We start from the raw sequence: 20,105 nt of genomic DNA, 5'->3' as shown, positions 1-20,105 counted from the left end.
GGGCAGTGACAGTACCGGCCGCGATTATCGAAGCAGGCCCTGACCGCCATCGATCCATACCGGCGTGCCGGTAATGTGGCGGGACGCATCCGACGCCAGGAAACCGATCAGCGCGGCGACATCCTCGCTCGTTCCGGCCATGCCGCCGGTTACCGGAATATCCCCAGCCGGAAAACGAACTGGAACCTCCGTTTTTTCCCGCCCGCGTATATCGGTATTTTCATCGATTGCCGTTTCGATTTCGCCCGGACACACCGCATTGACGCGAATACGATGACGCCCCAGTTCCAGCGCCAGTTGCTGCGCCATGGCGAATTGGCCGGCCTTCGTCACGGAATAGGCCGTAGCACCGGGCGATGTGAAGGTGCGGGTGCCATTGATCGACGAAATGATGACGATGGACCCGCCGCCGGCCGCTTTCAGATGCGGCACGCTGGCATGGACGGTGAGATAGGTGCCGCGCAGGTTGATGCGGATCGTATCGTCCCATTCGGACGGTTTCAGCTCATCGATGGGCGCCCAGACGCCGTTGACGCCGGCATTGGCCACCACGACATCAAGCCGGCCGAAATCTTCAACCAGCGCTGCGACCGCGTGACGCATGGCCGCTTCATCCGCCACATCGGCCAAAAGCACCTTCGAACAACCGGATGCTGCGCCGATTTCCCGGGCGACATCGTTCAATTCGGATTTGGTGCGGCCCAACAGACCCACCGAGAAACCCTGCGCCGACAGATGAAGGGCGGCGGCGCGCCCAATGCCGGAGCCAGCGCCGGTTACCAGAGCGACTTTGCGAACAACCAATGTCACCGCCCCCCTTTTCGGGAAGCAATGGACGTGACCGTCGCCGAAACGGGATCACTCGCCGGAAAGCTGTCCTCCAGCCCCTCTTCCAACTCCTCCTCCAGAATGTCGCGATCCTTCGATGTGCGGGCGCTCGCCTGTCCGTGCGGAGCTTCATCCTGCGCCGTACCCAGAGCGGAAAATTGCGAAGGCGCATCCGCACCATGACGCGTTCCGAACGCGGTCAGTTGCACCATTACCGCGCTCGCCCGCTTGATGGCCTCGGCATCGTCGATCCCTTCAAGACCGTCGGCGAGGCGAACCGAGACCTGATCGCCGTCGTTGCCGACGAACTCGACGGAGATAACCCCGTTATTGCGTTTTACATAGGTCGTCGAAAGTTGCATGACATGCCCTCCGGCTTGGAAAGCACCGGTACGAATCCGATGCTGGAAAACGGTTAGAACCTGAATTCACAACGACGGCAGAGCGGAAGGGTTCCAGATGGATCAGGCCTTTGGCCCGGAAATGCAGGAGAGTTTCTTCCTGCGCGATGCGCTGGATGTGGCCCGCGCCCTCATCGGCGCGGAGTTCCGCATCGGCAATACCGGCGGCATCATCGTGGAGACCGAAGCCTATCATCCGGACGACCCGGCATCCCACAGTTTTAACGGGCAGACCCCGCGCAACAGGGCAATGTTCGGCCCGGCCGGCCGTCTTTATGTCTACCGGTCCTATGGCATTCACTGGTGCGCCAACTTTGTCTGCGCCCCGGGTTCCGCCGTGCTTCTGCGCGCCATCGAACCCCTGACCGGCATAGACATGATGAAACTGCGACGGGGAACTGACAAGCCGAAACTTCTCTGCTCAGGTCCGGGCAGGCTCTGTCAGGCGCTGGCGATTACGGGGGAGATGGACGGCGCGCCGTTGAACGCAGCGCCGTTTTTTCTGCGGTTGCCGAAAGAAGCCGCCGCCGTCACCAGCGGCAGACGAATCGGCATCAGCCGCGCGACGGAATATCCGTGGCGCTTCGGGCTCAAGGGCTCGGCTTTCGTCAGCAAGAAATTCGAGAACGGAGAGGCGTGAAAGACGAGAGAACCTTTGGCGGCCCGTCATTTTCGTCGGGGTTGGGTGTCGGCGCCTCGTCCGGCAACCGGTCAGGTTCCGGTTCTTCCACCGGCGGAATATCCGGCTGCGGCGGCACGGGCATCGGCGGTTCGGGATAGGGTTCGACGGGAACGGCTGGCATCGCGGCCTCCTGATAAACACGCTTTGCCACAATGGGCACAAGCTGCGTTTTTATCTCGTGGGACAGCGCCTTTGCGCTGTCGCCAATCAGGCGGCGCAACATCCAATTCGCCCATCGGTCAAATGCCGGTCAGGTCCCTTCGGTCCGGTTGCGCCGCCCTGCGGGTCGTACAGGGAAAACGCAGGCACGACCTGTCCGTTCCGTTTTTAAGGAAGGTTTTTGCGATGGCTCAGGCGAAACCGAGCGCGCTGCGGGAAATGTCGCGATTTTCGCAATAGTCGCGGGAATGGGCTTCATGACCATGCTCGCGAGCGGTCGAACGGTTCAATTCCGGGCTCGGAACGTTGAGCAGCGCATCGGCATAGGTGCCGGTCGCCTCGACATCATCGATCACAGTCTGCTGTTGCGGTTTTAAAAATTCAAACATCCGTCCACCTCCTTCGACACGTCCCCTCAACGCGCCGGCCCGGGTCCTGTTCCATAACGCCCGTAACTGTTCCGATTATACATGAGACGGCGCGGACGTATAGATGACGAAAGGCGAACGTTATCAACTGACGTTCACAAAATGGAGTGGAATCAGTGAGCTATGGCAACAAGTTCAGGCAGGGCCGACCGATTCCCGCAAGATCAGTTCGACCGGCCACAATTCCTGAACCTCGCGGACGGGACGGCCGCCGATGATCTGCAAAAGCAGGTCCGTCACCCGCATGCCCGCCATGCGCATGGGCGAGCGGGTGGTGGAAAGCGGCGGCATCATGCTTTCCGGCGTAAGGTAAGGAAACACGTCGTCATGGGCGATGACGGAGACATCCCTGCCAATCGTCAACCCCATCTGCGTCGCGGCGCGATAGACACCCTGCGCCGTCATCATCGCACCCGCCACAAAGGCCGTTGGGCGCGGCGTCTGTTCCAGCAGCGAGCGGGCGAAGCGAAAGGCCGTCTCTTCGCTGAAGTGCTCATTCATCATGAAGCGCGGGTCCGGCGTAATGCCGTGCGTCGCCAGCGCCTCGCGAAAACCCTGCTCGCGGTCCTGCACGAAGGTGCGGCCGACCGGACCATTGATAAGGGCGATGCGCCTGTGTCCGCGCTCCAGAAAATGGATCGTCGGGCGATAGGTGACGTCGTGATTGTCGATATCGAGCCAGGCATGTTCGAAAGGCGTCTTTGAGCGGCCATGCACGATGAAGGGCACACCCAGCCGGTTGAGCAGTGCGATGCGCTCATCTTCCGGGCGGGGTGAATGCACGATGATGCCATCCACCCGGCCGCTCGACGCCAGCCGGCTGAAAATCGCCAGTTCCTCATCGAGATTATTGTCGACAGTAACGCTGACGAGAATATCGGTCTCCTCCCGTTCCAGACGCGTCGCCATGCCGCCCATGAATTCGGAAAAGAAGTGCCCGCCGCCCGAACGGCCCATGACGACACCGATGGCGCCTGCCCTGCCCGTCGCCAGCCTGACAGCATTGGCATTCGGCCGGTAGCCGTATTTCAGCGCAGCCTCCATCACCCGCTGGCGCGTTTCCTCGCGCACCTCGGGGTAGCCGCCCAGCGCCCGGCTGACGGTGGTGGGCGAGAGCCCGACTTTCTCTGCGAATTCCTTGAGCTTCATAATTTTTTGCCAATTTGCCCCTGCATGCGTCGCCGCCGCGGATTTTTCAAGCCGACAAAAATTGAAAACGATTTCAATTTTCCTCCACCTGAAACCTTACAGTTGATCATTCCCAAAGGCAAACGCCGAAAAATTGCAGGCGAAAACAGCCGATTTCCGGGGAATTAGAAAGAGTATTGACAGATTGCTCGGCTTTTGAGAGCCTCGCGTCGGTCAAAAGCGCTTTCAATTTTGAGGACAATCGGAAGCGTCAACGGAGGAGTTTGACAATGAATATTTCCATGAAGACTTTGTTCCTGTGCGGAGCCGCGTTTTCCGCCGCCGTTTCAGCTGAGGCGGCCGAGCTTTCCATCGCCGCCAATTCGACCGGCAAGAACGTCGCGTTCTTCCGCGAACGGATCGCCGCTTTCGAGAAAGAGACCGGTCACAAGGTCAATCTCGTCACCATGCCGTCATCGTCCAGCGAACAGTTCAGCCAGTATCGGCTGTGGCTTGCCGCCGGCAACAAGGATGTCGACGTCTACCAGACGGACGTGATCTGGGCGCCGCAACTGGCCGACCAGTTCGTGGATCTGACCGCAGCGACAAAGGATGTCATCGGCGATCATTTCCCTTCCATCGTCGCCTCGCAGACGGTTGACGGCAAGCTCGTTGCCATGCCGATGTTCACCGACGCGCCGGCGCTTTTCTACCGCAAGGACCTTCTGGAAAAATATGGCAAGCAGCCGCCGAAGACCTGGAAGGAACTGAGCGAGACCGCCAAGGAAATCCAGGACAAGGAGCGCGAAGGCGGACAGAAGGACCTCTGGGGCTTCGTTTTCCAGGGCAGCGCCTATGAGGGCCTGACCTGCAACGCGCTGGAATGGATCGCTTCCGCCGGCGGCGGCCACATTGTCGAGACCAACGGCGATATCTCCGTCAACAATGAGAAGGCCGCAGCCGCCATCGAAACCGCCAAGGGCTGGGTCGGCACCATCGCGCCGCAGGGCGTGCTCGCTTATAAGGAAGAGGAAGCGCGCGGCGTCTGGCAGACCGGCAATTCCGTCTTCATGCGCAACTGGCCCTATGCCTATGCACTGGGCAATGGCGACGACAGCGCCATCAAGGGCAAGTTCGGCGTCACCCCGCTGCCGGCTGGCGCGGAAGGCGAAGCCCCTGCTTCGACACTCGGCGGCTGGAACCTCGCCGTTTCGAAATACTCCGACGATCAGGACGCGGCCATTCAGCTCGTGAAATTCCTGGCATCGAAAGACACCCAGAAAATGCGCGCGATCCAGCTCTCCAACATGCCGACGATCGCATCCCTCTACGACGACAAGGATGTCGCCGCCGCGCAGCCCTTCATGCCGACATGGAAACCGATCTTCCAGACCGCCGTTCCGCGTCCTTCCGCCTCGGCGAAGGTGAAATATAACGAGGTTTCCGCCAAGTTCTGGGGCGCCGTGCACAACACGCTCTCCGGCAACGGCACGGCGGCGGAAAATCTCGAACTTCTCGAGGTTGAACTGACCGATCTCAAAGGCAACGGCTGGTAATCCGGCCCGCGCGGGAGGCGGTCTCGCCTGATCGTCTCCCGCGCCCCAACCGCGAGATATCCCCATGAACAACATTGCCCTTCAAAGACCGGTCGCGGCATCCGGCACCGGCTCCGACCTGCAGTCGGAACGACTGAAATCCGCCTGGCTGTTTCTTGCCCCCACATTTCTGGTGCTGGCGCTGGTGGCGGGCTGGCCGCTGGTGCGCACCGTCTGGTTCAGCCTCACTGACGCCTCACTCACCAATCTCGACGGGGCGCAGTTCGTCGGCCTCAAGAACTACCTCACCTGGATCACGCTCAGCAGCGGCCGCACCATCTATCGCGGCCTGCTTGCCGATCCCGCATGGTGGGGCGCGGTTCTCAACACGCTCAAATTCACCATCCTTTCCGTCAGCTTCGAAACCGTGCTCGGCCTCATCGTCGCGCTGGTGCTGAATGCCGAATTCAAGGGACGTGGCCTCGTGCGTGCCGCAATCCTCGTGCCCTGGGCCATTCCCACCATCGTCTCGGCGCAGATGTGGGCGTGGATGCTGAACGACCAGTTCGGCATATTGAACGACCTGTTCCTCAATCTCGGGCTGATCTCCAGCAAGATCGCCTGGACGGCCAATCCCGAGACCGCGATGATCGCCGTGCTGATCGTCGATATCTGGAAGACCACGCCTTTCATGGCGCTGCTCATTCTCGCCGGCCTGCAAATGGTGCCGAAGGACATGTATGAGGCGGCAAAGGTGGATGGCATTCATCCCGTCAAGGTGTTCTTCCGCGTCACGTTGCCGATGATCCGCCCGGCCCTCATGGTCGCCGTCATCTTTCGCATGCTGGATGCGATGCGCGTCTTCGACCTCATCTATATCCTGACGCCCAACAACGCCCAGACCCGCACCATGTCGGTGCTGGCGCGCGAGAACCTGTTCGATTTCGACAAGTTCTCCTACGGTGCTGCAGCCTCCACCATGCTGTTCCTCATCATCGCCTCGATCACCGTCATCTACATGTGGCTCGGGCGCGTCAACACCGATGGAGCCGCGCGATGACCCTGCCAAGCATCCTGAAAACCACCGCTTTTTATGCGCTGGTCGCCGTCATCATGGTGATTTCGGTATTCCCGTTCTATTATGCGATCCTGACGAGCCTGAAATCCGGCTCGGCGCTGTTCCAGGTCAATTATTGGCCGCGTGACTTCTCGCTGACCAATTACAGCTTCGTCATCGGCAACGGCACTTTCCTGCGCAATCTCGGCAATTCGCTGTTCGTTGCATCTTCCGTCGTCATATTGTCGCTGTTCCTTGCGGTCACGGCGTCCTATGCTCTCGCCCGCGTCCGCTTCCGGGGTCGTGCGCTGCTTCTGCTCACCATCCTGTCGGTTTCGATGTTCCCGCAGATCGCCGTTCTCGCCGGCCTGTTCGAACTGATCCGCTGGGCGGGCATCTTCAACACGCCGCTCGCGCTGATCTTTTCCTACATGATCTTCACCCTGCCCTTCACGGTCTGGGTGCTGACAACCTTCATGCGCGACCTGCCGATAGAGATCGAGGAAGCGGCTATCGTCGATGGTGCAACGCCGTGGGTCATCATCACCCAGGTGTTCATGCCGCTGATGTGGCCGGCGCTCGTCACCACAGGGCTTCTCGCCTTCATCGCGGCCTGGAACGAGTTCCTCTTCGCGCTCACCTTCACCTCATCGAACGAACAGCGCACGGTGCCTGTCGCCATCGCGCTCCTGTCGGGCGGCTCGCAGTTCGAAATCCCCTGGGGAACGATCATGGCCGCGTCCGTCATCGTCACCGCCCCGCTCGTCGTCCTCGTTCTGATCTTCCAGCGACGCATCATCTCCGGCCTCACCGCCGGCGGCGTCAAAGGCTAGGAGAAACCAAATGACCACCATTCAACTGCGCGATCTTCGCAAATCCTTCGGCGCCTTCGATGTCATCAAGGGCATCGACATGGACATCCGCTCCGGCGAATTCATGGTTTTTGTCGGCCCTTCCGGCTGCGGCAAGTCCACGCTTTTGCGCCTCATCTGCGGGCTGGAGGAAATTACCAGTGGCACGCTCTCTTTCGACAGCGAGACGGTGAACCGCCTGCCGCCCGCCAAGCGTGGCGTCGCCATGGTCTTCCAGTCCTATGCGCTTTATCCGCACATGACCGTGTTCGAAAACATGGCCTTCGGCATGAAACTGTCAGGCGCGGACAAGGAACAGCGCAGGAAGCGCGTCGAAGCCGCCGCCGAGATGCTGCAGCTCACGCCCTATCTGGAACGTCTGCCGAAGCAGCTTTCCGGCGGCCAGCGCCAGCGTGTCGCCATCGGCCGCGCCATCGTGCGCGATCCGAAGGTCTTCCTCTTCGACGAACCGCTCTCCAACCTCGATGCCGCGCTGCGCGTCGCCACGCGTCTCGAAATCGCCAAGCTGCATCGCTCGATGCATGACACGACGATGATCTACGTCACCCACGACCAGGTGGAGGCGATGACGCTCGCCGACCGTATCTGTGTGCTGCGTGACGGCCGGGTCGAGCAGATCGGCACGCCGCTGGAGCTTTACGAAAGCCCGGTCAACACCTTCGTCGCCGGCTTCATCGGCTCACCGAAGATGAACTTCCTCACCGGCAAATATGCGGAAGCCGAAGGGGCGAAAACCATCGGCATCCGCCCCGAACACATCGCCATCGCCACCGATGGCAGCGGCTGGAGCGGCGAGATCGTGCATTCGGAAATGCTGGGATCGGACAGCTATATCTATGTCGAGATCGGCGCGGATGAACCCGTCGTCGTTCGTGAAGAGGGCGTGACCGGCCGCACGGCCGGTGAACGCATCGCCATAGCGCCGGATGCGGCGCAGATACATCGTTTCGATGCCGAGGGCCGGGCGCTTGCCCGCAACCCTGCCCGGGGTGCCGCCTGAACATTCAACTTTCGCCGGGCTCACCCAAGGTCCCGGCTTTCACCGAGGAGCATGACAATGACCATCAACACCGTTGTATGGGGCGAAAATATCCACGAACACATCAATGAGACGGTGCGTTCGATCTATCCGAACGGCATGCACAACACCATTGCCGACGCGCTGAACCAGAATCCTGAGATCAACGCCACTACCGCCACGCTGCAGGAGCCGGAACACGGGCTTTCGCAGGAGCGCCTCGACAAGACCGACGTTCTCGTCTGGTGGGGTCACAAGGACCATGGTGCGGTTCAGGATGAAATCGTCGAGCGTGTCGCCAAGCGCGTCTGGGAAGGCATGGGCCTTATCGTCCTGCATTCCGGCCACTTCTCCAAGCCGTTCAAGCGCCTGATGGGCACGCCCTGCGCGCTGAAATGGCGTGAGGCGGGCGAACGCGAGCGCCTGTGGACCATCAATCCGCGCCACCCGATCGCCGCCGGCCTGCCGGAACATTTCGAGCTGGAAAACGAGGAAATGTATGGCGAGCAGTTCTCCGTGCCGGAGCCGCTGGAAACCGTCTTCATCTCCTGGTTCCAGGGCGGCGAGGTCTTCCGGTCCGGTCTTACCTGGCGCCGTGGTGCAGGCAATATCTTCTATTTCCGCCCCGGCCACGAGACCTATCCGACCTATCACGACGCCAATGTGCAGAAGGTCATCAGCAACTCTGTGAAATGGGCCTATAATCCCGTTGGCGCACTGAAAAGCATTCACGACGCCCCCAATGTTCCCGTCGACAAGGCTCTGGAGCCCATCGAAGAACGCGGCCCCAAGCTGCACAAGGCAGGCGAAGTAGGTTACAGGTAAACAGCCATGAGACTTCTCATTCTCGGAACCGGCGGCATGGCCAACAACCATGCCACATATTTCTCTGAAATCCCCGGCGTCGAACTCGTCGCAGCGGTGGATGTGGACGATGTGGTGGTGCGCGGCTTTGCGCTTCGCCACAACATTCCGCTCTCCTTCACCTCGCTGGATGATGCGATTGCCTGGGGTGAATTCGACGCGGCGGCCAATGTCACGCCGGACGCGATCCACCATCCCACCAGCCTGAAGCTTCTGGCGGCCGGCAAACATGTCTTCTGCGAAAAACCGCTGGCGGAAAACTACGCCAAGGCCGCCGAAATGGCCGATGCCGCTGAAAAGGCCGGCCTCGTCGCCATGGTCAACCTCACCTATCGCAACGTCGCACCCTTGCAGGCGGCGCGCGAGATGGTGCTTTCAGGCAAGATCGGCAAGGTGCGGCATCTCGAAGCCTCCTATCTCCAGAGCTGGCTCGTTTCCAAGGCCTGGGGCGACTGGATGACGGAGAGCAAGTGGCTGTGGCGGCTTTCCACCAAGCATGGCTCGAACGGCGTGCTGGGCGATGTCGGCATCCACATTCTCGACTTCGCCTCCTATGGCGCGGGCAGCGATGTGGAGCGCATCTTCACGCGGCTGAAGACCTTCGACAAATATGAAGGCAATAAAATTGGCGTCTACGACCTCGACGCCAATGACAGCTTCACCATGACCGCCGAGCTTGAAAACGGCGCCATGGGCGTCATCCATGCCAGCCGCTGGGCGACGGGGCATCTGAACGAACTTCGCCTGCGCATCCATGGCGACAAGGGCGCATTGGAAGTGATCCACACGCCGGATTATTCCAGCCTGCGCGCCTGCATCGGCGAGGATGTGGAAAAGGCGATCTGGAAGACCATCGATGTCGACCCGGTGCCGACGAATTACGAAAAATTCGCCAGGGCCGTCATGGAAGGCGGCCCCGCCGATCCGGATTTCCGTCATGCGGCCAATCTGCAGAAGGTGCTCGATCTGTCGATCATTGCGGATCGGGAACGGCGCGAACTGGCCGTTTCGGCCTGATGTGAAAGACAATATGCGGCACGACGTTGCCGCGTATTCTTCTCCCCGAGGGGGAGAAGGTGGCCCGAAGGGTCGGATGAGGGGGCAAGCTCTCCGAATATCGCTGACGTTGCCCCCTCATCCCGCTGCCGCGACCTTCTCCCCGGCGGGGAGAAGAAGCAAGTGGCACCCGCTCGCTCAATCCGCTATGCGCTTTCTCAAAGACGTGGACTACGACGTGGAATTTTAATCCTTCCGCACAATCTACACCCCCCGCTTATTCCCCCACAACAGCACATGCAGCTGCGGCAGCACCCGGGCGGAAAACCAGCGATCTTCGCTCACCTTCTCCACCAGCCACAACATCCGGTCCATCACCCCATCGATATCCACACGTGCATCGTCGTCATCGGGCGGCGGCGGGGTATGGTTGCCGGTCTGGAGATAGACCGGCAGATGCGGGAAACGCGCGGATGCCGCCTTGGCATAGGCATAATCCGCATCGTCGAACACCACGATCTTCAGCGCCACCTGCGGTCCGTCGCCGGCGGCGGCAAGACAATCTTCGAAGGCCCGCCAGTCCGTTTCCATGCCGCTCGATGGCGGCTTGGGGCTCAGCACCAGATGGTCGAGAGCAGCAAACCAGTCTTTGGCGATGCTGCCCTGCGTTTCCAGCGCGAAGCGATACCCCTCGCCCTGCCCCTTCGCGATCAAGGCCCCGAGCGGCTGGATGGCCGGGTTGCCGCCTGAAAGCGAGACCGTCAGCGGCACGCCGCCGGAAAGCCGCCGCACCTCCTGCCAGATCGCCTCGACCGGCATCGGCTTCCACGTGTCGCGGTACTCGCTGTCAACGGCATGCAGCGTATCGCACCAGGAGCAGCGGTAATCGCAGCCGCCAGTGCGCACGAAAACGGTCGGCAGACCGATCAGCACGCCTTCGCCCTGAATGGTCGGACCGAAGATTTCGCTGATGCGGATCGTGGTTTCCTTCGCTGCAATCTTGTGTGCAGCCGCCGTCATGGCCGGTATTCCGCCCAGGTCTTGGCGGTTTCGCTGACGCGCACGGCGCTCGTTTCCGGCAGGCGATCCTTGCACCAGTCATAAAAATGCTTCGCCAGGCATTCCGCCGTCACCCGGTCATGGCCGAGAACGTCGTTCAGGTGGCGGTGGTCGAAATGATCGTCGATATAGCGCTTCAGCGGTGCAAGTTCGTGATAGTCGCGCACGAAACCGTGCTCGTTCAGCGCTTCGCCTGCCAGCTCGATCTCAACAATGTAATTATGCCCGTGGAGGCGATTGCACTGATGATCCGACGGCAGGCTTTTCAGCTGGTGCGAGGCGGAGAAGTGAAATTCCTTGGTGATGCGGAACATCAGCTCACCTCCTGCGCCGCATAGGCATGGGTGGCCGCCACCCAGAAATCCGGGTCCTCATAGTCGGTCGGATCGGTGACACCAGCCAGATGAAAGGCCTCACGCCGTTCCACGCAGGTGCCGCAGCGGCCGCAGTGGCGCAAGCCGCCCTTGTAACAGGACCATGTTTCGCCAAACGGCGTGCCGTATTTCACGCCGTCGGTCACGATCGCCGCCTTGGAAACGGTGACATAGGGAGCAAAGAGCTTGACGTTCGCATAACCTTCAAGCGCATGCGCCTGCATCGCGTTGAAGCTGTCGATGAAGCCCGGCCGGCAATCGGGGTAGATGAAGTGATCGCCGCCATGCACGGCAATCGCCACGGCATCCGCCTGCTGCGCGGCGGCCAACCCGAAAGCGATGGTGAGCATGATGGCGTTGCGGTTCGGCACCACGGTGGAGCGCATGGTCTCTTCCGCATAGTGCCCATCCGGCACCTCCACGTCATCGGTCAGCGCCGAACCGGTGAGATGGGCACCGATGGTTCTGATATCGATGACATGATGCGGCACGCCGAGACGCCGCGCGCAATCGGCCGCGTATTCCAGTTCCTTCCTGTGGCGCTGGCCATAATCGAAGGAGACGAGAGCGAGAAGTTCGTGTTCCGCCGCGATTTTATGCGCAAGCGAAACGGAGTCCAGTCCGCCGGAGCAGATGACGATGGTTTTCATAATTTGGGATCCCTTGTTTTGACCGGGTGGGCTGCGACCGGATTACGGGGAGCGGCTTTAAACCAAACCGACGGGCTTGTGAAGGGCCTTGCGGAAATCGCGCAAAGCCGCGCCATCACGAAAATGCCCCGCGGCAGCAACAAGACGAAACAAACGGGACATATGCGGGAAACCGGCACGATCTAGAACGATGCGAAATCTGCTGTTCTTGAAGGGTCTTGCCAATGGTGGCGGCTGATACATTTATGTTTTCGCTGAGCAACCTCAGCTCTCTCGGCACCGGCCTGCTGATGGCGATGGCGGGCATGCTTTATGTCACGCTCACCATTCGCGGGCTGATTGCCGCTCTGCGCCATGGATAGAGCACTCGAGCCGAAACGTCACCGGTTCAGGCGCAATCTCACAACCGGCCTCCTCGTCGCTTCTGCAGCGCTCGTCACCGCCACCGGCATAGCTTCGTTCGTGTTCCTGATCTGGATGGTCAGGACCGTTGCGCGCTGGCTGGGTCTTTTTGTCGGCCTATGAAAATCTGATGAACACGCGACGCTCGCCACTACATGGCTGAGCGGAAAAGGCCCGGCGAACTGGCAGTGCGCCGGGCCTTTTTTAAACTCGACAGGCTCAGCGCAATAGCGCCTGCGCCTCCTCGATCCCGAGTGCAGCCGGCTGGGTGCAGGTCGTCGTCATTTCGATGAAACGGCCCTCTTCCCCGGATTTGAGGATCGAGGTCATCACATCGATACCGTGCAGGGAGCGATCCAGCGAGCAACGGGCATCACGCCCCTCCAGAATCGCAATCGCCATATCGGCAAGGCCCGCCGTGCGGTAATTGGCGCGCGGGCCATTGGGGCTTTCCTGATTGGCAATGCCGAAAGGATGCGCCCAGTCTTCCAGCGGCTGGATATTCTTGTCGCGACCGCTCGCTTCCACCACGCCGCCGAAGAAGTTCGGGTCCGGCACATAGATCGAGCCTTCCGTGCCGTAAAGCTCCATATTGGCGTGGCGATGCGACCAGACATCCCAGCTGGCCGAAAGCGTGATCGTCGCGCCATTCACGAATTCCAGCAGGGCATGGATATTGGTCGGCGTTTCGACCGGGATGATTTCGCCGTTCAGCGGTTGGCTGGTCACCGTACGGGTGGGGTTCGCCATGCTGGTCAACGCACCGACGCGCTTCACCGGACCGATGAGGTTGATGAGGTTGGCAACGTAATAGGGACCGAGATCGAGGATCGGCCCGCCGCCCTTCAGGAAGAAGAAGCCCGGGTTCGGGTGCCACATCTCCATGCCGGGGCTCATTACATGGCAGGTGCCTGATGTGATGCGCCCGACCTTGCCGTCATCGATATATTGCCGGGCAAGCTGATGCGCGCCGCCGAGGAAGGTATCCGGCGCGCAGCCGACGGAGAGGTTCTTCTCGCGGGCGATGCGCCGCAGCTCCTCGCCTTCCTCCAGCGAAAGCACCAGCGGCTTTTCCGAATAGACGTGCTTGCCCGCCTCAAGGGCGGCTTTCGACACCGGAAAATGCGCGGCGGGAATGGTGAGATTCACCACCACATCGATATCCCTGTTGGCGAGCAGGTCCTCGATGGACTGCGCGACAACACCGAATTCTTCCGCCCTCAGCTCCGCCGCATTGCGGTTGAGGTCGGCGCAGGCAAGCACCTTGATGCCCTTGAAGAGCGGTGCCAGCGAGAAATAAGCAGACGAGATATTGCCGCATCCGATGATGCCGACGCCAAGATCCCTGGCCATGATGCAAACTCCGAAATTGAAACTTAGTAGGTTTTGAAAGATACGATCGAGCGGGTGATCAGCCGGTCAATGTCCTTGGGATTGTCGTGCTCGACCACGAAATGTTTCGTGGCGGATTTCGCCTTCAGCGCCGCGACGAGGCCTTTCCAGTCCACTGTACCGTGGCCGACATCGGCCCAGCCATCCTCATCCGCATTCTCGCCTGCTGGTGCGATATCCTTCACATGTACCGCAGTAATGCGTTTGCCATAGCTTTCGATCCAGGCGAGCGGATCGGCATTGCCGCGAATGATCCAGGCGATATCCGCCTCCCATTTCAAATCCGGGCCGCCGGCAAAAATCTGCTCCTGTGGGGTGGAACCGTCACCAAGCGTCTTGAACTCGAAATCGTGGTTATGCCAGCCGAAGGTCAGCCCGGCATCGACGAAAGGCTTGCCAGCCTCCTGCAGGCGCTTGCCGAAAGCGAACCAGCCTGCCGCATCTGTCGGGCGCTGGTCGGGCATCAGGTAGGGGCAATAGATCGCCTCCACACCCAGAACTTTCGCGATGTTCAGCGCCTTTTTCGGATCGCCTTCCAGAAGGTCGAGGCCGAAATGGCCGGTCGGCATGGCAAGGCCATTGGCGTCGAGTTCGGCGCGCAGGCCTTTCAAACCGGCGTCATCCAGCGAAGCGTACATCGCGCCATAACCTTCGACATGTTTATAACCCGCCGCCGAAAGCTTCTTCAGAATATTGGAAAAAGGCTGGAAATTACGGGCGCTGTAAAGCTGGAAACCGAGTTCTGTCATTGTCTCCTCCATAGAGATCTGGGTCTTGGGATTGTGTGGGGGTAAATCGAAGCTGTTCTAGAGCCGGTCCTCGCTTTGCGCGTCGAACAGCGAGGCCATCGTCATGTCGAGGCCGAGGCGCACCTTGGTGCCCGGCGAAAACCGCCTGTGGCCGCCGACACGCACGGACATGGTATGCCCGGCATGTTTCAGCCAGATCAGATTGTCCGCACCCATCGGCTCCTCGATATCGACCACCGCCTCATGCACTTCGCCGCCAACGATATCGGCATCGACGCGCACATGTTCGGGGCGAACGCCCAGAACCACGGCACGGCCGGCTGCGAGCGGCGTTTCCGCATGATAGCCATCCAGCGCGAAAGTCACGCCATTGGTGGTGAAGACCACCTTGCCGTCCTTTTCGATCAATTCGCCGCGCAGGAAATTCATCGACGGTGAGCCGATGAAACCGGCGACGAAGAGGTTTCGCGGCTTGTTGTAGATGGTGACGGGATCGGCGAGCTGCTGGATGACACCGCTTTTCATGATGGCGATGCGGTCCGCCAGCGTCAGCGCCTCGATCTGGTCATGCGTCACATAGATCATGGTATTCTTCAGCGACTGGTGCAGCCGCTTGATTTCGACGCGCAGTTCCGAGCGCAGCTTAGCGTCGAGGTTGGAGAGCGGCTCGTCGAACAGGAACACATCCACATCCCGCACCAGCGCCCGGCCGATGGCCACACGCTGGCGCTGGCCGCCGGAAAGCTCGGCGGGCTTGCGCTTCAGCAGCGGCTCGATCTGTAATATGCCGGCCGCCCTTTTGACGCGGCGGTCAATCTCCTCTTTCGGCACCTTGGCGACCTGGAGGCCGAAGGACAGGTTCTTCTCCACCGTCATCTGCGGATAAAGCGCATAGGACTGGAACACCATGCCAATGCCGCGATCCTTCGGTTCTTCCCAGGTGACGTTGCGGTCCTTGATGAAGATTTGCCCGTCGGTCGGCTCCAGAAGGCCGGCGATGCAATTGAGAAGGGTCGACTTGCCACAGCCGGAAGAGCCGAGCAGCACGAGGAATTCGCCGTCGTAAATATCGAGATTGAGATCTTTCAGCACGGTAACGGCGCCGAAGGACAGGGAAAGATCGCGAATGGAAACGCTTTTGTTCATATAGCTCAACCTTTTACTGCGCCGGCAGCAATGCCGCGGACGAAAAGCCTGCCGGAGACGAAATAGACGATCAGCGGCACGGCCCCGGTCAGAAGCGTGGCGGCCATGTTAACGTTGTATTCCTTCACGCCCTGCACGGAGTTGACGATGTTATTGAGCTGCACCGTCATCGGGTAATATTCCGGCCGCGTGAACACCACGCCGAACAGGAAGTCGTTCCAGATGCCGGTCACCTGCAGGATCATCGCCACGACGAAGATCGGCAGCGACATGGGCAGCATGATGCGGAAATAGATCTGCCAGAAATTGGCGCCATCGATGCGCGCCGCCTTGAAAAGTTCCTCCGGCAGCGAGGCGAAATAATTGCGGAACAGCAGCGTCAGGATCGGCATGCCGAAGATGGTGTGCACGATGACGAGGCCGGTCAGCGTGCCATAAACGCCCATTTCCCGCAGCACGATGACGATCGGATAGATCATCACCTGATAGGGAATGAAGGCGCCGATGATGAGGATCGAGAAGAACAGCTCCGATCCCTTGAACTTCCAGTTGGCCATGGCGTAGCCGCTGACGGAAGCGACGACGATCGAGATCACCACCGAAGGCACGAGGATGCGCACCGAATTCCAGAAGCCGCGTGAAAGCCCATCGCAGTTCAGGCCCGTGCAGGCATTGGCCCAGGCCTTCACCCAGGGTTCGAAAGTGATTTCCACCGGCGGCGCGAAGATGTTGCCGAGACGGATTTCCGGCATGCCCTTCAGCGAGGTGACGACCATCACGTAAAGCGGCAGCAGGTAATAAGCGGCAGCCACGAACAGCGTGCCGTAAAGAATGATGTTGCGGCGGGAAAAGGTTTTCCTCGGTTTCCTGCCGCGCGGGCCGGAAAGGTCCTGGGCAACCACATCGCTGGTGGCGACAACCGTGTTCAATGTGCTGATATTAGCCACGCTTCTTGCCTCCGAATTCGAGGTAGGCCCATGGAATGACGATGATAGCGACAGTCAGAAGCATCATGGTCGAGGCGGCAAAGCCCTGCCCCAGATTCTGCGCCTGAAACATGTAGTCATAGACATATTTCGCCGGCACTTCGGACGCGATGCCGGGCCCGCCGCTGGTCTGCGCCACCACCAGATCGTAGACCTTGACGATGCCGCTGGCGATGATGACGAGGGTGGTGATGAACACCGGCCGCATCATGGGAATGATGATGAGAATATAGGTCTTCCACATCGGAATGCCGTCAACACGCGTCGCTTTCCAGATGTCCTCGTCGATGCCACGAAGACCGGCCAGCATCAGGCACATAACGAGCCCCGTGCCCTGCCAGAGCGCCGCAATCAGAATGCCGTAGATGACGATCTGGGAGTTATAGAGCGGATCGAAGGTGAAGCTTTCCCATCCCATCGAACGCACCACCGACTGGATGCCGAATTCCGGGTTCAGCAGCCATTGCCAGACGAGGCCTGTGACAATGAAGGACAGGGCGAAAGGATAGAGGAAAATGGTGCGGAAGGTGTTTTCGAAACGAATTTTCTGATCCATCAGCGCCGCCAGCACAAAGCCGATGACGAGGCTGAAGATCAGCGACAGCACACCGTAGATCGCCAGATTCTGGATGGACACGATCCAGCGTGGTGCTGCCCACAAACGCTCATATTGATCGAAACCGATGAAGCTCGCGCGCGGCAGAAGCTTTGAATTGGTGAAGGAATAAACCACGGTCCAGATCGTTCCGCCGAGGAAGATCACCATGGCGGTCAGTATCATGGGAATGGAGGCAATCTTGGAATTGAGATTGCGAAAAAGCTGGTTGGGGCGCCCCGAGCGCGCTTGACCTGCCATGTTACCTCCTCCTGTAACGTTACAGTCAACAGTCAGGCAAAGGCCTTACCGCATGAAACCCCTGCCCGTGCTGATGATTGTTGCACAGGCAGGACGCTGGAAAGGAAAGCGGCGAACCGCTTTCCACCCGGAGAGATCACACTCAGTCCGCCGAACCGATAATGTCCGCGAAGCGCTTCTGCCCGTCTTCCGCCGACATCGAGCCCGCGAAGAATTCCGCCATCAGGTCTTCCTTCTGTTTCTGCGTATCGGCGGAAATCAGCTGGTCGGTGCTGGTCAGCGCATTGCCCTTGGCCAGAATTTCGAGACCCTTCTTCATGCAGTCATTGGCGGCGTTGAGATCGACGTCGCCACGGATCGGCAGCGAACCTTTCTTCAGGTTGAAAGCAACCTGGGTTTTCGGATCGACAATGGTTTGCGCCAGCACATCCTGCGCCTTGGATTTCGCCTCATCCTTCAGGAGCGGGAAATAGAAAGCGTCGCCGCCCGTGGTGATATAGTCGTTGAGGCCGAGACCCGGCAGGCAGGTGTAATCCGTGCCGGCCTTCTGGTTGGCAAGCTGGAATTCACCCTGCGCCCAGTCACCCATGATCTGGCCGCCAGCCTTGCCGGTGATGACCATGTTGGTGGCCTGGTTCCAGTCCTGAACATTGGTGCCCTTGGCCATATCGCGCGCCTCGACGGCAGCCGCGAAAATCTTCGCCATCTCAGGCCCGGCTGCCGCCTCGGCATCCTTGTCGCCATAGACTTTCTGGTAGAGATCTTTGCCGCCAATCGAAAGCGTCAGCGTGTCGAACAGGCCGTTGGCCTGCCATGCCTGCCCGCCAAGGGCGAGCGGCTGGATGCCGGCCTTTTTCAGCGCCGGCGCGGCGGCAACGAATTCCGTCCAGTTCTTCGGAACTTCGACGCCCGCCTTCTTGAAGGCTTCATTGGAAAGCCACAGCCATTGCCAGGAATGGATGTTGACCGGCGCGCAGTAAATCTTGCCGTCGATGGTGCAGCTGTCGAGCAGGCTTGCCGGCTTGATGACGTCTTTCCAGTTGCCCTTTGCGGCAACATCGGACAGGTCGCGCATCAGGCCTGCCTGGACAAGCTCTTCCGCCTGCCGGCCGTGGTTGAACTGGGTCGCGCCCATCGGGTCGCCGCCGGTGATACGGCTGATCATGATCGGACGGGCCGTGCCGCCCGAACCGGCAATCGCGCCATCCACCCATTTGTTACCGGTGGCGTCGAAAGCCTTGGCCAGTTCGGCGACCGCGGCGGCTTCGCCGCCCGATGTCCACCAATGGGTCACCTCAAGATCGGTGGCCCCGGCGATACCCGCCGGAATCATGACGCTGGCCAGAAAAGCCGCAGAAATAACACGCATTCTCATGAGTCTCCTCCCTCACTGAAACGTTGCAGTTGGAACGTATGCGAAGATTTTTGATTAGGCAACCGCCTAAAATACGAATCTCACAGCGCCCTCAGGAGGCATTTCGAACGATTGGAAAATGCGCCGGATAAGCTTGCGACACAGGGGATTGCGCTGCGTAATCCACACGCAATGCCAGTCGCTTATAAAACTTCGCAGCGAGGAAAACAGGTGAAGAGACCATGAAGCGCTGGCATATTCTTTTGGTCATCGGACTAGCCGGCGTCGCATCGCTTTTATTGGCGACATTTGAGCAGCTTGTACCGGAAGAGCAACTTTCATTCGGAATGCGCCTGCTGATCCTCATCCAGCCGGCAATGCTGACCGTTGCGGCGGTTGCAACCGGTCAGGCTCTGGCCACAAAACTCGGACTTGGCGCGCCCTTGGTCGATAGCTGGCTGACGGGTGGCAACCCGCGAGCGGTGCTGCGAACACAGGTGCCGCCCGCACTGGCGTTGGGCATTGCCGTCGGCCTGCTGATGATCGCCTATTCATCGGCGATCCTGCCATCGGTCGCGGATGCGACCGAAGTAGCAAAAATGACCGCTTTTAATGTCCCGCTGGCGACCCGGATTCTCTATGGCGGAATCACGGAAGAGCTATTGACCCGATGGGGCTTGATGTCGTTTTTCGCCTGGGTGCTCTGGCGCATGACAGGAAGAGGACAGATTCGACCGGTGATTTTGTGGGCCGCCATCCTTATGGCGGCGGCACTCTTCGCCTCAGGTCATCTGCCGTTTCTGTTTGCGATTGTCGCTCAGCCGCAAGCGGCGCTGATCCTTGCAGTCCTGCTCACCAATTTCATTCCCGGCCTGCTGTTCGGATGGCTGTTCTGGCGTCGTGGGCTGGAGGCGGCGATGCTTTCCCATGCCCTTGCCCATTGCGTGAACGCGCTGATCGCCTGAGCCGAAAAGGCGAGCCGAACAACTATCCGCCTCACCTTCTCCAAACCTTAAGCGCTGGCGGCAATTCTATTGCCTTTTATAATCGTCCTCGATGCGGATGACATCGTCCTCGCCGATATAGGCTCCGGTCTGGATTTCGACCAGTTCGAGCGGAATCTGCCCCTCATTGGCCAGACGGTGCGGCTGGCCGATCGGGATATAGAC

At 60.0% G+C, this 20,105-nt stretch carries 24 protein-coding genes; 9 read left to right on the top strand and 15 right to left on the bottom strand.

Going from position 1 to position 20,105, the window contains the following annotated elements; all coding sequences use genetic code 11:
• Positions 1-24: 24 nt before the first annotated feature.
• Together L904_RS17580 and L904_RS28190 are read right to left on the bottom strand one after the other, a co-directional pair.
• The gene (locus L904_RS17580; protein WP_020811490.1) at positions 25-810 is read right to left on the bottom strand and encodes an SDR family NAD(P)-dependent oxidoreductase; all 786 of its coding nucleotides are present in this window, start codon (positions 808-810) and stop codon (positions 25-27) included.
• The gene (locus L904_RS28190; protein WP_020811489.1) at positions 807-1,190 is read right to left on the bottom strand and encodes a hypothetical protein; all 384 of its coding nucleotides are present in this window, start codon (positions 1,188-1,190) and stop codon (positions 807-809) included. Before L904_RS28190 ends, L904_RS17580 begins: the two co-directional genes overlap by 4 nt.
• Positions 1,191-1,287: 97 nt before the next feature.
• Between L904_RS28190 and L904_RS17570 the strand changes: the two genes are divergently transcribed.
• Complete coding sequence (locus L904_RS17570) at positions 1,288-1,869, top strand: DNA-3-methyladenine glycosylase (RefSeq protein ID WP_020811488.1); 582 nt, start codon at positions 1,288-1,290, stop codon at positions 1,867-1,869.
• Here the strand turns inward: L904_RS17570 and L904_RS17565 are convergent.
• The 3 genes from L904_RS17565 to L904_RS17555 form a co-directional block, all read right to left on the bottom strand.
• The gene (locus L904_RS17565; RefSeq protein WP_031234121.1) at positions 1,838-2,032 is read right to left on the bottom strand and encodes a hypothetical protein; all 195 of its coding nucleotides are present in this window, start codon (positions 2,030-2,032) and stop codon (positions 1,838-1,840) included. The genes L904_RS17570 and L904_RS17565 overlap by 32 nt on opposite strands.
• 229 nt (positions 2,033-2,261) lie before the next feature.
• A complete protein-coding gene (locus L904_RS17560) occupies positions 2,262-2,459 on the bottom strand; it encodes a hypothetical protein (protein ID WP_003523793.1) in 198 nt (65 codons plus the stop codon).
• A 174-nt stretch (positions 2,460-2,633) separates the two neighbouring features.
• Entirely contained in the window at positions 2,634-3,647 is a 1,014-nt protein-coding gene (locus L904_RS17555; protein ID WP_020811486.1) for a substrate-binding domain-containing protein, read from the bottom strand.
• 269 nt (positions 3,648-3,916) lie between these two features.
• Between L904_RS17555 and L904_RS17550 the strand changes: the two genes are divergently transcribed.
• The 6 genes from L904_RS17550 to L904_RS17525 all read left to right on the top strand — a co-directional run bounded on the left by L904_RS17550 (position 3,917) and on the right by L904_RS17525 (position 9,989).
• The gene (locus tag L904_RS17550; RefSeq protein WP_020811485.1) at positions 3,917-5,182 is read left to right on the top strand and encodes an ABC transporter substrate-binding protein; all 1,266 of its coding nucleotides are present in this window, start codon (positions 3,917-3,919) and stop codon (positions 5,180-5,182) included.
• Positions 5,183-5,246: 64 nt separating this feature from the next.
• Positions 5,247-6,221, top strand: coding sequence for a carbohydrate ABC transporter permease (locus L904_RS17545; protein WP_020811484.1), 975 nt, complete (start codon positions 5,247-5,249; stop codon positions 6,219-6,221).
• A complete protein-coding gene (locus L904_RS17540; RefSeq protein ID WP_020811483.1) occupies positions 6,218-7,051 on the top strand; it encodes a carbohydrate ABC transporter permease in 834 nt (277 codons plus the stop codon). Before L904_RS17545 ends, L904_RS17540 begins: the two co-directional genes overlap by 4 nt.
• A 10-nt stretch (positions 7,052-7,061) precedes the next feature.
• Positions 7,062-8,090 carry an ABC transporter ATP-binding protein gene (locus L904_RS17535; protein ID WP_020811482.1) on the top strand — a complete coding sequence of 343 codons (1,029 nt, stop codon included), beginning with the start codon at positions 7,062-7,064 and terminating at the stop codon, positions 8,088-8,090.
• A gap of 57 nt (positions 8,091-8,147) precedes the next feature.
• Positions 8,148-8,933 (top strand): ThuA domain-containing protein, encoded by a 786-nt coding sequence (locus L904_RS17530; RefSeq protein WP_020811481.1) that lies wholly within the window; start codon positions 8,148-8,150, stop codon positions 8,931-8,933.
• A 6-nt stretch (positions 8,934-8,939) separates the two neighbouring features.
• A complete protein-coding gene (locus L904_RS17525; RefSeq protein ID WP_020811480.1) occupies positions 8,940-9,989 on the top strand; it encodes a Gfo/Idh/MocA family protein in 1,050 nt (349 codons plus the stop codon).
• Between the two features lie 243 nt (positions 9,990-10,232).
• Here the strand turns inward: L904_RS17525 and queE are convergent, their stop codons facing one another.
• From queE to queC, 3 genes are read right to left on the bottom strand one after another with little or no spacing between them, the layout of a single operon-like run.
• Positions 10,233-10,988: a 7-carboxy-7-deazaguanine synthase QueE gene (gene queE / locus L904_RS17520; protein ID WP_020811478.1), complete on the bottom strand. Its 756-nt coding sequence runs from the start codon at positions 10,986-10,988 to the stop codon at positions 10,233-10,235.
• Positions 10,985-11,341: a 6-carboxytetrahydropterin synthase QueD gene (queD, locus tag L904_RS17515; RefSeq protein ID WP_020811477.1), complete on the bottom strand. Its 357-nt coding sequence runs from the start codon at positions 11,339-11,341 to the stop codon at positions 10,985-10,987. The genes queE and queD overlap by 4 nt, the downstream gene beginning before the upstream one ends.
• The gene (queC, locus tag L904_RS17510) at positions 11,341-12,051 is read right to left on the bottom strand and encodes a 7-cyano-7-deazaguanine synthase QueC (protein WP_020811476.1); all 711 of its coding nucleotides are present in this window, start codon (positions 12,049-12,051) and stop codon (positions 11,341-11,343) included. Before queC ends, queD begins: the two co-directional genes overlap by 1 nt.
• Before the next feature lie 354 nt (positions 12,052-12,405).
• On the opposite strand from queC, the gene L904_RS28185 reads away from it, so the two are divergent.
• Positions 12,406-12,576: a hypothetical protein gene (locus tag L904_RS28185; RefSeq protein ID WP_020811473.1), complete on the top strand. Its 171-nt coding sequence runs from the start codon at positions 12,406-12,408 to the stop codon at positions 12,574-12,576.
• A 96-nt stretch (positions 12,577-12,672) separates the two neighbouring features.
• Here L904_RS28185 and L904_RS17505 read toward each other — a convergent pair whose 3' ends face one another.
• From L904_RS17505 to L904_RS17480, 6 genes are all read right to left on the bottom strand, one after another.
• Positions 12,673-13,806 (bottom strand): Gfo/Idh/MocA family protein, encoded by a 1,134-nt coding sequence (locus tag L904_RS17505; RefSeq protein ID WP_020811472.1) that lies wholly within the window; start codon positions 13,804-13,806, stop codon positions 12,673-12,675.
• Between the two features lie 23 nt (positions 13,807-13,829).
• Positions 13,830-14,594: a sugar phosphate isomerase/epimerase gene (locus L904_RS17500; RefSeq protein ID WP_020811471.1), complete on the bottom strand. Its 765-nt coding sequence runs from the start codon at positions 14,592-14,594 to the stop codon at positions 13,830-13,832.
• Between the two features lie 57 nt (positions 14,595-14,651).
• The gene (locus L904_RS17495; RefSeq protein ID WP_031234120.1) at positions 14,652-15,740 is read right to left on the bottom strand and encodes an ABC transporter ATP-binding protein; all 1,089 of its coding nucleotides are present in this window, start codon (positions 15,738-15,740) and stop codon (positions 14,652-14,654) included.
• A gap of 5 nt (positions 15,741-15,745) precedes the next feature.
• Positions 15,746-16,687, bottom strand: a complete 942-nt coding sequence (locus L904_RS17490) for a carbohydrate ABC transporter permease (RefSeq protein ID WP_020811469.1) — start codon at positions 16,685-16,687, stop codon at positions 15,746-15,748.
• Positions 16,680-17,582: a carbohydrate ABC transporter permease gene (locus tag L904_RS17485; RefSeq protein ID WP_020811468.1), complete on the bottom strand. Its 903-nt coding sequence runs from the start codon at positions 17,580-17,582 to the stop codon at positions 16,680-16,682. Before L904_RS17485 ends, L904_RS17490 begins: the two co-directional genes overlap by 8 nt.
• Before the next feature lie 142 nt (positions 17,583-17,724).
• Complete coding sequence (locus tag L904_RS17480; protein WP_020811467.1) at positions 17,725-18,957, bottom strand: ABC transporter substrate-binding protein; 1,233 nt, start codon at positions 18,955-18,957, stop codon at positions 17,725-17,727.
• A 221-nt stretch (positions 18,958-19,178) separates the two neighbouring features.
• On the opposite strand from L904_RS17480, the gene L904_RS17475 reads away from it, so the two are divergent.
• The gene (locus L904_RS17475) at positions 19,179-19,901 is read left to right on the top strand and encodes a CPBP family intramembrane glutamic endopeptidase (protein WP_020811466.1); all 723 of its coding nucleotides are present in this window, start codon (positions 19,179-19,181) and stop codon (positions 19,899-19,901) included.
• Positions 19,902-19,967: 66 nt separating this feature from the next.
• Here the strand turns inward: L904_RS17475 and L904_RS27140 are convergent.
• On the bottom strand, positions 19,968-20,105 hold a 138-nt coding region (locus tag L904_RS27140), incomplete at its 5' end, for a hypothetical protein (protein WP_157078397.1).

Origin of the sequence: Agrobacterium sp. LY4 (assembly GCF_001526585.1) — a bacterium.
In the GTDB taxonomy this organism is placed as follows: domain Bacteria; phylum Pseudomonadota; class Alphaproteobacteria; order Rhizobiales; family Rhizobiaceae; genus Agrobacterium; species Agrobacterium leguminum.
This window is presented reverse-complemented; position numbering and strand designations above follow the sequence as displayed.